Origin of the sequence: Flavobacterium sp. XN-5, assembly GCF_008033395.2 — a bacterium.
GTDB classification, from domain to species: Bacteria; Bacteroidota; Bacteroidia; order Flavobacteriales; family Flavobacteriaceae; genus Flavobacterium; species Flavobacterium hiemivividum.
The window spans coordinates 815,933-830,996 of the sequence record NZ_VOGZ02000001.1 but is presented as its reverse complement, the minus strand read 5'-3'; the positions used below and the strand labels follow the sequence as shown (position 1 = coordinate 830,996).

General features: G+C 34.6%; 14 protein-coding genes and 1 pseudogene. 8 read left to right on the top strand and 7 right to left on the bottom strand.

All coding sequences use genetic code 11. The features are described from left to right. Positions 1-48: 48 nt before the first annotated feature. The 3 genes and pseudogenes from FQU23_RS03665 to FQU23_RS03660 all read left to right on the top strand — a co-directional run. Positions 49-987, top strand: a pseudogene (locus tag FQU23_RS03665) (2-hydroxyacid dehydrogenase); the annotation flags it as partial. Next, the gene (locus FQU23_RS16380) at positions 982-1,398 is read left to right on the top strand and encodes a VOC family protein (protein WP_410503908.1); all 417 of its coding nucleotides are present in this window, start codon (positions 982-984) and stop codon (positions 1,396-1,398) included. The pseudogene FQU23_RS03665 and the gene FQU23_RS16380, both read left to right, overlap by 6 nt. Before the next feature lie 47 nt (positions 1,399-1,445). Beyond that, entirely contained in the window at positions 1,446-1,727 is a 282-nt protein-coding gene (locus tag FQU23_RS03660; RefSeq protein WP_132109204.1) for a TM2 domain-containing protein, read from the top strand. 69 nt (positions 1,728-1,796) lie between these two features. On the opposite strand, the gene FQU23_RS03655 is transcribed toward FQU23_RS03660, so the two are convergent. Beyond that, complete coding sequence (locus FQU23_RS03655; RefSeq protein WP_132109203.1) at positions 1,797-3,599, bottom strand: GNAT family N-acyltransferase; 1,803 nt, start codon at positions 3,597-3,599, stop codon at positions 1,797-1,799. Between the two features lie 137 nt (positions 3,600-3,736). Here FQU23_RS03655 and FQU23_RS03650 point away from each other — a divergent pair, with 137 nt between their 5' ends. The 3 genes from FQU23_RS03650 (at position 3,737) to FQU23_RS03640 (ending at position 6,604) form a co-directional block, all read left to right on the top strand. Then, positions 3,737-4,501, top strand: a complete 765-nt coding sequence (locus FQU23_RS03650; RefSeq protein ID WP_147672625.1) for an exodeoxyribonuclease III — start codon at positions 3,737-3,739, stop codon at positions 4,499-4,501. 40 nt (positions 4,502-4,541) lie between these two features. After that, positions 4,542-5,483 carry a flagellar motor protein MotB gene (locus FQU23_RS03645; protein WP_147672624.1) on the top strand — a complete coding sequence of 314 codons (942 nt, stop codon included), beginning with the start codon at positions 4,542-4,544 and terminating at the stop codon, positions 5,481-5,483. A gap of 83 nt (positions 5,484-5,566) precedes the next feature. Continuing rightward, entirely contained in the window at positions 5,567-6,604 is a 1,038-nt protein-coding gene (locus FQU23_RS03640) for an aldo/keto reductase (RefSeq protein ID WP_147672623.1), read from the top strand. Positions 6,605-6,681: 77 nt separating this feature from the next. Here the strand turns inward: FQU23_RS03640 and FQU23_RS03635 are convergent, their stop codons facing one another. The 6 genes from FQU23_RS03635 to panC form a co-directional block, all read right to left on the bottom strand. Next, a complete protein-coding gene (locus tag FQU23_RS03635; RefSeq protein WP_147672622.1) occupies positions 6,682-8,643 on the bottom strand; it encodes a transglycosylase domain-containing protein in 1,962 nt (653 codons plus the stop codon). 199 nt (positions 8,644-8,842) lie between these two features. Continuing rightward, complete coding sequence (locus tag FQU23_RS03630) at positions 8,843-9,256, bottom strand: hypothetical protein (protein WP_147672621.1); 414 nt, start codon at positions 9,254-9,256, stop codon at positions 8,843-8,845. A 189-nt stretch (positions 9,257-9,445) separates the two neighbouring features. Further along, positions 9,446-9,643 carry a hypothetical protein gene (locus tag FQU23_RS03625; protein WP_147672620.1) on the bottom strand — a complete coding sequence of 66 codons (198 nt, stop codon included), beginning with the start codon at positions 9,641-9,643 and terminating at the stop codon, positions 9,446-9,448. A 222-nt stretch (positions 9,644-9,865) separates the two neighbouring features. Beyond that, positions 9,866-11,230, bottom strand: a complete 1,365-nt coding sequence (gene radA / locus FQU23_RS03620; RefSeq protein WP_147672619.1) for a DNA repair protein RadA — start codon at positions 11,228-11,230, stop codon at positions 9,866-9,868. Between the two features lie 112 nt (positions 11,231-11,342). Further along, positions 11,343-11,693, bottom strand: coding sequence for an aspartate 1-decarboxylase (gene panD / locus FQU23_RS03615; RefSeq protein ID WP_147672618.1), 351 nt, complete (start codon positions 11,691-11,693; stop codon positions 11,343-11,345). A 14-nt stretch (positions 11,694-11,707) separates the two neighbouring features. After that, positions 11,708-12,586: a pantoate--beta-alanine ligase gene (gene panC / locus FQU23_RS03610; RefSeq protein WP_147672617.1), complete on the bottom strand. Its 879-nt coding sequence runs from the start codon at positions 12,584-12,586 to the stop codon at positions 11,708-11,710. 78 nt (positions 12,587-12,664) lie between these two features. On the opposite strand from panC, the gene FQU23_RS03605 reads away from it, so the two are divergent. Both FQU23_RS03605 and FQU23_RS03600 read left to right on the top strand, forming a co-directional pair. Beyond that, positions 12,665-13,477, top strand: coding sequence for a glycogen/starch synthase (locus FQU23_RS03605; RefSeq protein ID WP_147672616.1), 813 nt, complete (start codon positions 12,665-12,667; stop codon positions 13,475-13,477). Between the two features lie 16 nt (positions 13,478-13,493). Continuing rightward, the gene (locus FQU23_RS03600) at positions 13,494-15,050 is read left to right on the top strand and encodes a DUF4270 domain-containing protein (protein WP_147672615.1); all 1,557 of its coding nucleotides are present in this window, start codon (positions 13,494-13,496) and stop codon (positions 15,048-15,050) included. Positions 15,051-15,064: the final 14 nt, after the last annotated feature.

Genomic DNA, 15,064 nt, shown 5'->3' with positions numbered 1-15,064 from the left:
ATTGTGTTTTTTTCGCTAATTTTGATTTCTAACTTAGAAATCATTTTTATGGATATTAAAATTCTTCATATTGACAGCAATAATGCCATTTTAATGAGCCAATTGCAAGATATGGGTTTTGAAAATCACGAAGATTTTACTTCCTCAAAAGAAGAGATTGAGGACAAAATACATGCTTACCAAGGGATTGTAATTCGAAGCCGATTTAAAATTGACAAAGCCTTCCTCGACAAAGCCACTAACTTGCTGTTTATAGCCCGTGTAGGTGCTGGCCTGGAAAGTATCGATTGCGACTATGCAGTATCAAAAAACATTACGCTCATTGCTGCTCCCGAGGGGAATCGCAATGCAGTTGCTGAGCATACTTTAGGAATGATTTTATCGCTTTTTAATAATCTAAATAAGGCTGATCGAGAAATTAGGTCGGGACATTGGAACCGAGAAAGCAATAGAGGTCATGAACTGGACGGTAAAACCGTAGGTATTATTGGCTATGGTAATATGGGGAAATCCTTTGCTAAAAAACTACGTGGCTTTGATGTAGAAGTGCTGTGTTATGATATTCAAGGAAATGTGGCTGATGCCAATGCGAAACAGGTTACGCTCGAAGAATTACAGCAAAAATCAGATGTGTTGAGTTTGCATCTTCCCTGGACACCTGAAACTGATAAAATGGTTGATGCAGCTTTTATTAATGCTTTCGCAAAGCCTTTCTGGATTTTTAATACCTCTCGAGGAAAGAATATAGTAACTGCAGACTTAGTGAATGCTTTAAAATCAGCGAAGGTTTTGGGCGCGGGACTGGATGTGTTGGAATATGAGAAATTATCCTTTGAAACGCTATTTCAAGATAAGAATACGCCAGAAGCATTTCAATACTTATTAAATGCAGACAACGTTATATTATCACCGCATGTGGCTGGATGGACTTTTGAGAGTCACGAACGACTGGCTCAAGTAATTGTAGATAAAATCAAAGCGATGTATTTTATTGAGGATAAAGCTGTAGTCAATGAAAAACGTGTGACGGGAATCGGAGGGTTCTTTTTTAAATCCAAAAATTCTACAGAGTTGGTTGCTTGGTACGCTAAGTATTTAGGTTTAAAAACGGATGATTATGGTTCTACTTTTTGGTGGAAAGATGGTAAGGGGAATGATTGTTCTACGCATTGGTCTCCATTTGCTGAGGACACGAACTACTTTGCTCCAAGTGAAAAACAATTCATGCAAAACTTTAGAGTGGATAATTTAGAGAATTTGCTGCTACAATTAAAAGAGGAAGGTGTGACCATTGTAGGGGAAATGGAGAGCTATGATTATGGAAAATTTGGCTGGATATTAGATCCTGAAGGAAATAAAATTGAACTTTGGGAACCAATAGATTACATTTTTAAATAAAATTCAATACATTTATTCTTCGAATATTGATCAAATAATCAACCACTATGCAAAATTCAAAAAAGGAAGCTTGGAATACGTCACAGCCAGTTCATGAGGACAACAAAAAATTAGCCGCTGGTATATTAGCTATACTTCTAGGTCCATTTGGGATTCATAAATTCCTTTTAGGGTATACCACAGAAGGAATAATCTGGCTTGTAATTAGTCTTGTTACTTGTGGTTCAGTTACTGCAATCCTTGGACTTATTGAAGGAATTATATATTTAACAAAATCAGACCAAGAGTTTTATCAAACTTATCAGGTGAATAAGAAAGCATGGTTTTAATCATAAAAAAGTCTCGGAATTCCGAGACTTTTTTTATGATTATTATTGTTTTAAGATGATTAGGCTATACTAATCTTCTTTTTCAGATAATTTTCTTTCTAGTTCTGCCTGAAATTCTTCCATCACTGGTTTCATTGTACTTTCAGGAATATCTGCGATTCTAATGTACATCAAACCATCGACCGCGTTGTTGAATAAGGGATCGACATTAAAAGCAACTACTTTTGCGTTTTGCTTGATGTATTTTTTAATTAATACAGGTAATCTTAAAACTCCTGGTTCGAGTTCGTCAATAATTTTGTCAAATTTATTTAAATCAGCTTCCGTTTCATTAAAAATAAAATCTTTGTCTGCATCTTTTAGTTTTACTTTATAAGCTTTCTTAGGATAGATGTACTGAGCAATATAAGGATCGTAATAATTCGATTTCATGAATTCAATCATCAGAGATTTTGAAAAATCAGAGAATTGATTACTAATACTTACGCCGCCAAGAAGGAATTTGTGTTCCGGAAAACGCAAGGTCGTATGAATAATTCCTTTCCAAAGTAAGAAGAGCGGCATTGGTTTTTGCTGGTATTCTCTGATAATGAAGGCTCGTCCCATTTCTATAGACTTATTCATCATATCATGAAGTTCTGGCTCAAAGCGAAAAAGCTCATTCAGATAAAAACCTTCAATACCATATTTTGGGAAAATCTCTGATCCTAATCCCATTCTATAAGCTCCAGCAATTTTTTTTGCTTCGTCATCCCATAAAAATAGGTGGTGGTAATATTGATCAAATTTGTCTAAGTCGATGGATTCATTGGTTCCTTCCCCCACTTCTCTAAAAGTGATTTCTCGTAACCGACCAATTTCATGAAGTACTGTTGGGATCTTAGTTGCTTTCGCAAAAAACACCTCATAATTCTTACTTTGTAACAATCTGCAATCGGTATCTCGTAAAGCATCTACTTCGGCAATTATTTTTTCACCATTTCCAGGAGTCGCTATTTCCTTAGGACTTCTAGGTAGTTTTAAATTTGGCGTAGTTAATAATTTACTCTCCTTCTCGTACGGATTAGCCAACATATAGGTCTTCTTTCTCAAGAATTCTGAATACAATTCGATTGTTTTGTATTCGTTTTGTTCTGCTACAGAAATTGCTTTTCCAATTCTTACTTTGACCACACGATGCTTCTGACTGAAAACCTCTGACGGTAGTTTAGCCGTACGCAAGGTTCCACTAATTTTAGAAAGGAAATAAAATAACCAGCTGTTTTTAGCATGGAAATAAATAGGTACAACGGGAACTTGTGCTTTTCGAATCACTTTAATAGCTCCTTCTTCCCATGGTTTGTCGACCATGTGCTTTCCGTCCTTGTAACTAGAAACTTCTCCTGCTGGAAACATTCCAAGCGGTTTTCCGTCGCTTAAGTGACGTAAAGTTTCTTTGATTCCTATTACACTTGACTTTGCATCCTTATGATTTTCAAAAGGATTGACAGGCATGATGTATTTTTTGAGTGGCTCAATTCGATGCAACAAGAAATTGGCTATTATTTTGAAATTTGGCTCTCTTTCGAGCATTAATTTCAACAGCAAAACACCATCTATTCCTCCCAAAGGATGATTAGAAATGGTTATATAAGCACCTTCTTTTGGTAGTCGTTTAAAATCTTCTTCAGGGATCTCAAATTTTATTTGTAGGTCGTCTAATATCGCATTTAAGAAATCAACGTCTTGTAAATGTTTATTGCTATCGTAGAATTGATTGAGCTTCGAAATCTTTAATACTTTCATCAATAGCCAACCGGAAAAAGTTCCCAGCACTCCGTATTTTTCAGTATTTATTGCCTTTGCAACTTCTTTTGCGGTTACTAAACCCATGTAAGTATTGTTTTTGAGCGAGGGACAAAGATAGTTAAAAAGTCCATTATTAGCCTACTGCAGTATTGGATTTTGTGGTTTTTTATATGGTTTCATTTTTATTTTTTAGTACTTTTGAAATTCAAAATTTTAAAAAAATGAAGATTATTTCTTATAATGTAAACGGGATTCGTTCTGCAATTTCCAAAGGATTCATAGAGTGGCTTCAACAAGCAAATCCTGATGTGGTTTGCCTTCAGGAAATTAAGGCGACTCCTGAACAACTTCCCTTATTGGATTTTGAATTAGCAGGTTATCCTTATCACTATTGGTTCCCAGCTACAAAAAAAGGGTATAGTGGCGTGGCCATTTTATCGAAAATAAAACCAAATAATGTCGTTTTTGGAACTGGTATTGAGCATATGGATTTCGAAGGAAGGAACGTCCGTGTCGACTTTGACGATCTATCAGTAATGAGTTTGTATCTGCCTTCAGGGACAAATAGTGAGCGATTAAGCCATAAATTCATGTATATGGATGATTTTCAAAATTACATTACTGACTTGAAGAAAGAGATTCCCAATCTAGTTATTTGTGGTGATTATAACATCTGCCACGAGGAAATTGATATTCATGATCCTGTTCGAAATAAAAAAGTATCTGGATTTTTGCCCGAAGAAAGAGCTTGGCTTGATCTATTTCTAAATAATGGATTTATCGATAGTTTTCGTTTTTTAAACAAAGAACCAGACAATTATACTTGGTGGACTGTACGTGTTCCCACAGCTCGACTTAATAATAAAGGATGGAGAATCGACTACTGTTTGGTAAGCGAACCACTCAAAGATAGAATAAAAAGGGCACTTATTTTACCCGAAGCAAAACATTCTGACCATTGTCCCGTTTTAGTGGAGGTCGAGTAGATTAAGAATAAAACAGATTATAATTTTTAAAGAATAAAAAATGATAAAGAGAATTTCACTAGGACTGTTAATTGTAGCGCTTTCAACTTCTTGCGTTTCCAAGAAAATTTACAACGAATTAGAAAATAAGTTCACGGACTTAAAGAAAGAAAATAGAACCTTATCTGACGAGAATTCAGATCTTTTGCAAGCAAAAAACCAACTGCAATTGGAGCAAGATGCCTTAAGTACTGAGCTAAGCAAAGTAAAGTCGGAGCGCGACAAATTACTTGCTGATTACGGTGCTTTAAGTAATAAAATGGATGTAATGCAAGAATCGTACGATGCATTAGAAAAAAATAGTAACGAAGCATTGAAGACCAACATGAGCAAAAATCGTGATTTACTTAGTCAATTAGATGCTAAAGGGAAGGCACTGGCAATTGAGCAAGAGCGATTAAGTAAAAGTGCACAAAGACTTCAAGAATTAGAGTCATTGATTGCTGCCAAAGAAGCAGCGATGAAAAAATTGAAAGAAACGCTTTCAAATGCTTTGAATAGTTTTGAAGGAAAAGGGTTAACCGTGGAGCAAAAAAACGGAAAGGTTTATGTTTCCATGGAAAACAAATTACTGTTTAATTCTGGTAGTTGGGCTGTAGGTTCAGAAGGGAAAAAAGCAGTGGTAGAACTAGGAAAAGTATTGGGTGACAACCCTGATATTTCAGTTTTAATTGAAGGTCATACTGATGACGATCGTTTCAGTGCTTCTGGACCTATTGCTGATAACTGGGATTTATCGACTAAAAGAGCCACTGCTATAGTTGCAATTTTAAGCGAAAATAAAAACATCAATAAACAAAATTTAACTGCTGCAGGAAGAGGAGAATTTTCGCCATTGGCTAGTAATTCTTCAGCAGAAGGAAAAGCAAAAAACAGAAGAATCGAGATTATCTTGACGCCAAGACTAGATGAAATCGCTGAAATGTTGAATGAAATTAATTAAATTTTGTCTAAAGTTGAAAGTCATAAAGTCTTAAAGAATTTGCTTTGACTTTATGACTTTCGACTTTATAACTTTTAGACTTTATGAAATATACAACCTTACCCAATACTGAAATAAAAGTCAGCAAAATATGCTTAGGTACTATGACTTTTGGGCAACAAAATACAGAATCCGAAGGACATCAACAAATGGATTATGCCCTTGAAAAAGGGATTAACTTTTTTGATACAGCCGAGATGTATTCAGTTCCAGGAAGACAAGAAACTTATGGGAGTACGGAAAAAATAATAGGAACATGGTTTAAAAAATCAGGAAAAAGAGAAGAAATAGTTTTGGCCTCTAAAATTGCTGGTCCTAATGCTAATTTTGGTTACATGAGAGAAAAGTTAGACTTTTCGCCAGAAAGTATAAAATATGCATTAGAAAATAGTTTACAACGTTTACAAACGGATTATATCGATTTGTACCAATTGCATTGGCCAGAGAGAAAAACTAATTATTTTGGTCAAAGAGGTTTCAAAGTGCAAGAGGACGGATGGGAAGATAATGTCCATGCGGTTTTAGATACTTTGGGCGATTTTATAAAGGAAGGAAAGATCAAGCACATCGGACTTTCTAATGAAACGCCTTGGGGAATTATGCGTTTTCTGGAAGAAAGCAAACATCACAATTTACCAAGGGTAAAAACAGTTCAAAATCCTTATAATTTGCTAAATAGGCTTTATGAAGGGGGTTCGGCAGAAATAGGCTTTAGAGAAAACGTGGGATTATTAGCTTATTCTCCAATGGCTTTTGGTGTGTTATCTGGAAAATTTCTAACGGGAGAAAAACATCCTAACGCAAGGCTTAATTTGTTTCCTCAATATTCAAGATACAATAGCGACCAGTGCACGGAAGCAACAAAACTTTACCAGGAAATTGCCCGTAAAAATGGGTTGAGTTTAACAGAATTGTCTTTGGCTTTTATAGAACAGCAATCGTTTGTAACCAGCACCATTATTGGAGCGACAACAATGGAGCAGCTAAAAGAAAATATTGATACGATTCAAGTTACATTATCAGATGAAATACTCAACGCAATTGATGGGGTACAAGCTATTATTCCTGATCCAGCGCCATAATTATTTGTATTCGCATTATTATACCAACGAACCCGATGAGTTAAACGACTTGTCGGGTTTGTTGTTGTAATGGATTTTCAAAATTCAAACTCTTTGATAGTCGAAAGGGAATCAACAGGAATTGAATCTTGTACTTTTATACGAAGATACGACTTAGCAGCACCAGAAATAAGAAGTGGTTGCGATTTGTAAATTGTGTCATCGGCAGTTAGTAGTCCTCTTTTAATCATGATGTTTGTTAAAAAAGATTCCTGTTTAGCAGCAAAATCTCTTAGCGTTCCCTGATCATTAAATTGATACATGAATTTTCGCGGACTAGGTATAATTCGAGCCAGAAACAAGCATTCGTTAAATGTTAATTCGGCTGGGCTTTTCTGGAAATAGAAACGACTTGCTTCTCCTATTCCATAAACATTTGGTCCCCATTCTATAATGTTAAAATAAACTTCAAGCATGCGTTCCTTGCTGACTATTCGATTATTTTCTAAAATGTAAACTAACAGAATTTCCTCTAGTTTTCTAGACAATGTTTTCTCTCTGGTTAGAAATGCGTTTTTTACTAATTGCATGCTTATCGTGCTAGCACCACGGGCAAATTTTTTGGTTTTTATGTTTTTGACAATCGATTGTTTAAAGGCTTCGTTTATAAATCCGTGATGGGAGAAAAAGGAAGGGTCTTCAGTAGTTAATACACTTTTCCGTAAATAAGGCGAAATTTGCTCTGTTGGCGTGTAATTTGGATTGGATGCTCCAACTAAAACTGGACGTTGCAATACATTATTTATAATTGCGCGATACACAAACTCACTGTTCAACTTGGTCAGATTTGCTTGCCCGTATTTTGTGATTTTTAAGTTTTCTTTTTTCAAATGACTGTCAAAAACGAGTTGGTCTGGTTGGTTTTGATTGAATTTAAAATCAAGTGTATAATCGAAAGTACCTTCGGCCTGCATTCCTTGAAAATTGGTAAACAAGCCATCAGGAAGAGAAGAAATGAACTCCTGAGCTTTCATTTTCGGGATAACCACTTTGAGTTTATATATTGTATCCGTTTCTGTGTTATAAGAGAGGTAAGGGCGAAATTTCACCTGATTGAATTGGGCAATAGAACTGCTATCTATTGCTATGAAATCAGCGCCCAGCAGGAAGCGATAGTCAAATCGCGCATTTTTTATTACAACATCTTTATTGGCTATTTTTGGGTGGTTTACACTAAAGTTGGTAATTGAAGTGAAGCCGTCAATGTGTAATTTACCACCACTTTTTTCGATATTTTCAACGTTCAGCCTGATGGAATCAAAGCTGGATTTTAAACCGTATCGTTCGTCAAAATATGGTACTTTTATTGGTCCGGTGTCTTTATTAAAAATTCTAATATCAGCTTTTTTATTTCTTGGATCTGCAAAACCGCTAATTTCCCATCGTTGAGCAAAAGTATTGGTTTGTACGTCAATCGAAGTTTCAAGCTCTTTATTTGAGAGCGTTAATTTTTTTATGTCAATAGTTGCTTTTTTCCCGTTATCATCTAATTTAAATTTGAGGTTTTCGACACTCATATCGGTGGGAACTAAGTTTAGCACTTTCGAAATAATTCTATTAGCAAAAGTGGCATAATCTCTTTTGTTATCGCTGTTGGATTCACTATTATCTTTCTTGAGGAATGCGGCGAAATTTTTTACGTTCCCTTTTTGTACAAGTTGTACCATTCCATTTTGAATTTCCAAAGTGCCCAGTTGCACATTGCCTAACAGTAAATTCCAAAAGTTAATACTAGTTTTCATTTTTTGAATTCTAAAAAGTGTATCAGCATCTTTAGGGGTCAAGGAGATTTCAGTTAGACTGATTCCCGAAAATCCTTCAAAACCGGCATTTTTTATAGTTAAATTACTATTGTATTGCTGCTCAATTGTAGTGGAAGTTTTTTCAATTGCTTGCTGTAGTACATAATCTCTAAAAACATAAAAACCGATAGCGATAAGTAGTAGGAATACTGCAAGCGATTTCAGTACAATAATTATCTTCTGTTTTGTGGTATTCATGAATTGTAGGTTATTTTAGGAGTCGATTGAAACACAAATTTAAATGATAAAATGCTAAACCTCTTTTTTAAGCTGAGTTTATTACTCGGGCAGTAGTTGATTTTTCGTTTTGGGCATAAAAAAACTACAATAGTTGTTTATTGTAGTTTTATAAAATTACTAATTTTATTGGTGTGACAAATTGCTTGTATAAATTAACTTATTTTTGATGGTAGAATTTTTTTACCTGTGCAATAATTTGATTCGAAGACATGCTATCTGCTGTTTCGACAGATTTAAGTTTGCTGGCAATAGTTGATTTTTCTTCGTTAATTCTTTTCTCCAGTTTTGTTTTTGTGTCTGCTGGGCCAAAGATGTACAATTCATCTGATTCACTAATAGAGGCTATAACATCTTTTAAATAGTTGTTAATTTGATGTTTCTTTCTTTCGTCAAAAGTTTTTTGAGAATCAATGTGTTGGCCACCAAAAAAGCTTCCTTTGTCGCCTTCTTTGTCATGATATACACTATTCTCTAAATCAGATTGAATTTCACTTACTGCTTCTTTTCCATCTTCAAGAGTTACAATGACTGCTTTTTTTGAGTCAATCCAAATACCAGTTTGCTTTTTCATGTTTTTGATTTTTTAAAATTATATAGATTAATTTTTTGTAATAGTCGTTAATCCGTTTCTTCAAGGATGCTTTTTAATTGGCTTATTAAAACCTATTCCGATTTATTTTACCAGAAAAAGAGCTGGCAATTGCTGAGGCTGTTTTTAGAATTGAAGCATTTACTGCTGGGTTAAACAAGCTTTTGTGTTCTAACTTGAAGTTTTTGAATTCAGGTGCAATTTGTTCGTATTCACAATCATTTCTACTAGCCAATCAAAAACGATTTCAATTTGATAGGCAGAATCTGAGCCAAAGATATCAGAGCTATCCTCTACAGGAAGCCATTCTTTTTGAACAAGTTCTTTTAATTTTTCTATCTCTTCTTTTTGTACAGTTTTGTCTACCATAGCAATGCTATAGAATGTTTTACCTAATAAGCAGTAAAAACGTACCATTGTATTGTCAGAAAGTTTCAAGATGATTTTATATAAAGATTAGTAGAATGCTCGAAACATAAATTTACAACAATACATTGTAATTCACTACTGTGTTAACATCTAAATAACTTTAAATCAGTATTTAAGCTGCGTTTTTGGCAAGCTTCTTAATTGGTAGTTGGTTTTTTACTTTTATCCCAATAGCATAGTGGCAACATCTTCTATTTTTGCGACAAGTTGAATTTTTATTCCGGTATTTTTTAATGTAATTTTATTGTATTTGGATACAAAAATAGTAGAGAAACCTAGTTTTTCGGCTTCTTGAATTCTTTGATCTACACGGTTCACAGGACGAATTTCTCCTGATAATCCTACTTCGCCAGCAAAACAAAAATCTTTATTAACCGCAATATCTTCATTAGAAGACAAAATGGCTGCCACGACAGCTAAATCGATTGCTGGATCATCAACGCTTATTCCTCCCGTAATATTAAGAAATACATCTTTGGCGCCAAGCCTAAAACCAGCTCTTTTTTCTAAAACGGCCAATATCATGTTGAGTCTCTTGGCATTATATCCCGTGGTGCTTCGCTGCGGAGTTCCGTAAACAGCAGTGCTAACTAGGGACTGGATTTCGATCATTAAAGGGCGCATTCCTTCCAGAGTTGAAGCAATGGCAGTACCGGAAAGTTCTTCGTCTTTATGCGAAATTAATATCTCTGATGGGTTTGATACTTCGCGCAGTCCGCTTCCTAGCATTTCATAAATACCAATTTCGGCTGTAGAACCGAAACGGTTTTTTAAAGAGCGTAAAATACGGTAAACATGGTTGCGATCTCCTTCAAATTGCAAAACAGTATCGACCATGTGTTCTAATATTTTTGGTCCAGCAATATTTCCGTCTTTGGTAATATGACCAATTAGAATGACCGGAATGTTTGTTTCTTTGGCAAATTTTATCAGTTCTGCTGTGGTTTCCCTGATTTGCGAAATGCTTCCCGCTGTAGATTCTATATAATCGGTATGAAGAGTTTGAATCGAATCGATAATTACAATTTCGGGTTTAATAGCTTCAATTTGTTTGAAGATATTCTGCGTTTTCGTTTCGGTAAGAATGTAGCAGTTGTCACTTGAAGTAGTGATTCTTTCGGCTCTCATTTTTATTTGTTTTTGACTTTCTTCGCCAGAAACATATAAGGTTTTGTAAGGTAGTTTTAGTGAAATTTGAAGCAATAGCGTACTTTTTCCTATTCCTGGTTCGCCGCCAAGTAGTATTAGAGATCCAGGCACGATTCCGCCACCAAGTACACGATTGAGTTCTGAATCAGTAGTGTCCATGCGGATTTCCTGAGTAGAATCAATTTCATTTATTTTTAAAGGTCTTGGTGCTTTGCTGGTTGTTGTTGCTTCACTTTTCCAAGCTACTTTTTCTTGTTTTTGTATAATTTCCTCGGCTATGGTATTCCATTCTTTACAAGAGTTACACTGTCCTTGCCATTTGGCATATTGGCTGCCACAATTCTGACAGAAAAAAGAAGTTTTTACTTTAGTAGCCATAGCGAGTTTAATTGTTTTGTTTAAATTGAAATAAAAAAAGACAATAGATAGAGTAACTATTGTCTTTTATATTGTAATGCTAAAATTACATTTATTTTTGAACTTTTCTCGTTTAAGTTAAAGAGTTGTCATTTTCATTTGGAAAAATAATCCAAGGCTTGAATGCTTTTGCTTCTTCGAATTCTAATGAAGCGTAGGAAATAATTATGATAATATCATCTTTTTGAACTTTTCTTGCGGCTGGTCCATTTAACGTTATTTCGCCTGAATTACGTTGGCCTTTTATCGCGTAGGTTTCAAATCTTTCGCCATTGTTAATGTTTACAATAGATACTTTCTCGCCTTCAATAATATTTGAGGCTTCTAACAGGGTTTCATCAATGGTAATGCTTCCGATATAATTTAAATCGGCTCCGGTTACTTTTACTCGATGAATTTTGGATTTTAATACTTGAATTTGCATGCTACAAAAGTAAATTAATTTAATGAAATGGTATCAATCAATCGAATGTTATTGACGATGACCGCGATAAAAGCACGGTATTTTTCAGTGCTTGTTTTATTTATGCAAGGCGTAAGCGTTGTCTCATCGGCAATTTGAAAATATTCTAATTCAAATGGAGCAGTTGTTTCGAAGGATTTTTCAACCCATTTCGTTACATCCTCAGCGCTACTTGTTTTGAATTTTTCCTTTGCAAGATTTAATATTTCGAAAATTAAAGCGGCGTCAGCTCGGTGTTCATCTGTCAATCGTTCGTTTCTCGAGCTCATTGCTAGGCCGTTTGGCTCTCTGTAGATAGTACAGCCAATCACGTTGACACTAAGATTGTTTTTTGAAACCATCTTCTTTACAATTTGCAATTGCTGGAAGTCTTTTTCTCCAAAATAAGCATTTGTAGGGGTTACAATTTCGAAAAGACGCTTAACGATTGTTCCAACACCATTAAAATGGCCTGGTCTGAACTTTCCTTCCATCTGATTTTCTAAACCATCAAAATCGAATGATTGAGATAATACTTTTCCCTCATAGATATCTTCAACAGAAGGAGCGTATAAAATAATATCAACGCTTAATCCCGCTATTTTTTCTATGTCTGCTTCGAGTGTTCTAGGATATTTTGACAAGTCCTCAGGATTGTTAAACTGAGTTGGATTGACAAAAATACTCACTACCGTAATTTCATTCTCGGTCAATGATTGTTGCATTAAGGAAAGATGTCCTTGATGTAATGCACCCATCGTAGGAACAAAACCAATGGTAGAATTTGGGGTTTTAATAGATTTTAAATAGTCTATTAAAGCTGCTTTTCCATAGAAAATAGGCATGGGTATTTTGTTTAAATTTAGTGCAAACATAATATATTAGTTAATAACTGCATAAATTTTTGTAATTTTGCGTGGTTTTTATTACCAATGAATTAAGCAAATTACAATATGAAAGATAAGAGGATATTATATGTATCATCTGAAGTGGTGCCTTACCTAGCTGAAAATGAAGTGTCTCTAATGTCTTATGACGTGCCAAAGATGATTAATGATCAAGGTGGGCAAATCAGAATTTTTATGCCAAGATATGGGAATATTAATGAGAGAAGACACCAATTGCATGAAGTAATTAGGCTTTCAGGGATGAATTTAGTTGTGAATGACCTGGATATGCCGCTAATAATTAAGGTGGCAAGTATACCTAAAGAAAGAATTCAAGTCTACTTTATTGACAATGATGAATACTTTAAGAGGAAAGCTACATTTACTGACGAAGAGGGAGTGATGTATGCTGACAATGACGAGCGTGCGATTTTCTTTGCAAAAGGGGTTGTTGAAACAGTAAAAAAACTAAACTGGGTTCCTGATATAATTCATGTTCATGGCTGGATGGCGGCAATGTTGCCTATCTATATGAAACATTATTATAAAAACGAGGCCTTGTTTTCTGATACAAAGATTGTTACTTCTGTTTATAGTCAGTCCTTTGAGGGGACTTTGGATGTAGAAATGATTAATAAAATAAAACTTGACGGAGTTCCTTTGGATGCAATTGCTGATTTAGAAACGCCAGATTATGAAAGTATCATTAAAGCGACGATTAAACATTCTGATGCTGTTATAATCGCTTCGGATAGTCTGTCTCCAAGTTTAACAAAATTTATAGAATCTTCAGGAAAACCTTTTTTACCTTTCGTCCCTAAAGATGAATTTGCGGAAGCGTATACTATTTTTTATAAAGACCAGGTTCTATCAATTTAAACTTTTATTTTCGAATATGTACAATAATTTTTTCAAGAAAATTCTATTAGTGTCGTGTGTTGTTTTTCTTTATTCCTGTGATAAAGATTATAATTCAATTGGAGGAGATCTAATAGGAGAAAATCATTTTGATTTTGCAAAATACACTTCAAATGTTGTCGCTTACAATCAAAAAATAGGACCTATACAGTCAAATAATCTTAATGTAAATGCACTAGGGATTTATGATAATCCAGCTTTTGGTACGACTACGGCAAATTTTGCAACCCAAGTAGTTTTAGAAAGTGTTAATCCTACGATTGGTAAGAACCCTGTAATTGAAAGTGTTGTATTGACAATACCGTATTTCAGTACTTTAAAATCTACGGATACTAATGGAGATGGAACATATCAGTTGGATTCAATCCAAGGTCCTTTAGACGGTAAAATTAAGTTGAGTGTTTATGAGTCTGGTTTTTTCATGAGAGATTTAGATCCTGCTGGAAGTTTTAAAGAAGCACAAAAATACTACACGAATCAAAATGTTGATTTCGATAACGTGAAAGTAGGAAATCGTTTGAATAATTCTACTAGTATAGCTCAAAACGATGCTTTTTTCTTTAGCGCTGCCGAATTTAAGACGACAACCACTACAGATGGAAAAGATGTGATTACTCGTGTGGCTCCGGAAATGCGTTTGGACTTGAATACTACTTTTTTTAAAACTAAAATCATTGACGCTACTGCTTCAGGAAAGTTAGTGACTAACGATGTGTTTAAAGAATACTTTAGAGGATTGTATTTTAAAGTAGAGAAATCAGGAAGCAGCCCTTCGAATATGGCTTTACTAGATTTCAAAAAGGGGAAAATTACAATCAAATTTAAAGAAGATACCTCAGATACAGATGCGACAAGAGTTGAAAAGTCAATTGTACTTAATCTTACTGGAAATACAGTTAGTTTATTAGAGCAAAGTAATACTAATACTGCATATGCTAATGCAACCACACCGGCTAACATCAATACAACTCTAGGCGACGAAAAATTATTTCTAAAAGGTGGCGAGGGATCTATGGCAATCTTGGAAATTTTTAAAGGAGATGAAATAAAAACAATTAGAGAAAGTGGATGGTTAATTAATGAAGCTAATCTGGTATTTCATCTTGACGCTACGACTTTAGGAAGTGCGGCGAAACCAAATCGTATTTATCTGTATGATCTTAATAATAATCGTCCAATTGTAGATTACAGTGATGGAACTGCGGGGACAAATGAAAAAAATGGAAAACTTGTTTTTGGAGGTATTTTAAATAAAGACAAAACAGATGACAATACTTACAAAGTAAGGATTACAAATCATGTTAGAAACTTAATTAAAAATGCTGATTCAACAAATGTTAAGTTAGGAGTTGTAATTACAGAAGATATAAATATCATAAATTCTAATAAGTTAAGAACGGCTAACAGTACGATAAGCCAAGCGCCTAGAGCTTCAGTTATGAGTCCATTGGGAACAATTTTGTACGGAAGTACAGCAACCGTTGCTGATGATAAAAGATTAAAATTAGAAATTTACTATACCAAACCGAATTAAATAAAGTAGAAACT

Excerpts from the sequence above, each read along its gene's own strand:
- panD (WP_147672618.1), bottom strand. The coding sequence starts at position 11,693 with ATGCAAATTCAAGTATTAAAATCCAAAATTCATCGAGTAAAAGTAACC.
- FQU23_RS03635 (WP_147672622.1), bottom strand. The coding sequence starts at position 8,643 with ATGAATACCACAAAACAGAAGATAATTATTGTACTGAAATCGCTTGCA.
- radA (WP_147672619.1), bottom strand. The coding sequence starts at position 11,230 with ATGGCTACTAAAGTAAAAACTTCTTTTTTCTGTCAGAATTGTGGCAGC.
- FQU23_RS03625 (WP_147672620.1), bottom strand. The coding sequence starts at position 9,643 with ATGGTAGACAAAACTGTACAAAAAGAAGAGATAGAAAAATTAAAAGAA.
- FQU23_RS03640 (WP_147672623.1), top strand. The coding sequence starts at position 5,567 with ATGAAATATACAACCTTACCCAATACTGAAATAAAAGTCAGCAAAATA.
- FQU23_RS03655 (WP_132109203.1), bottom strand. The coding sequence starts at position 3,599 with ATGGGTTTAGTAACCGCAAAAGAAGTTGCAAAGGCAATAAATACTGAA.
- FQU23_RS03600 (WP_147672615.1), top strand. The coding sequence starts at position 13,494 with ATGTACAATAATTTTTTCAAGAAAATTCTATTAGTGTCGTGTGTTGTT.
- FQU23_RS03660 (WP_132109204.1), top strand. The coding sequence starts at position 1,446 with ATGCAAAATTCAAAAAAGGAAGCTTGGAATACGTCACAGCCAGTTCAT.
- FQU23_RS03605 (WP_147672616.1), top strand. The coding sequence starts at position 12,665 with ATGAAAGATAAGAGGATATTATATGTATCATCTGAAGTGGTGCCTTAC.
- FQU23_RS03650 (WP_147672625.1), top strand. The coding sequence starts at position 3,737 with ATGAAGATTATTTCTTATAATGTAAACGGGATTCGTTCTGCAATTTCC.
- FQU23_RS03645 (WP_147672624.1), top strand. The coding sequence starts at position 4,542 with ATGATAAAGAGAATTTCACTAGGACTGTTAATTGTAGCGCTTTCAACT.
- FQU23_RS16380 (WP_410503908.1), top strand. The coding sequence starts at position 982 with ATGTATTTTATTGAGGATAAAGCTGTAGTCAATGAAAAACGTGTGACG.
- FQU23_RS03630 (WP_147672621.1), bottom strand. The coding sequence starts at position 9,256 with ATGAAAAAGCAAACTGGTATTTGGATTGACTCAAAAAAAGCAGTCATT.
- panC (WP_147672617.1), bottom strand. The coding sequence starts at position 12,586 with ATGTTTGCACTAAATTTAAACAAAATACCCATGCCTATTTTCTATGGA.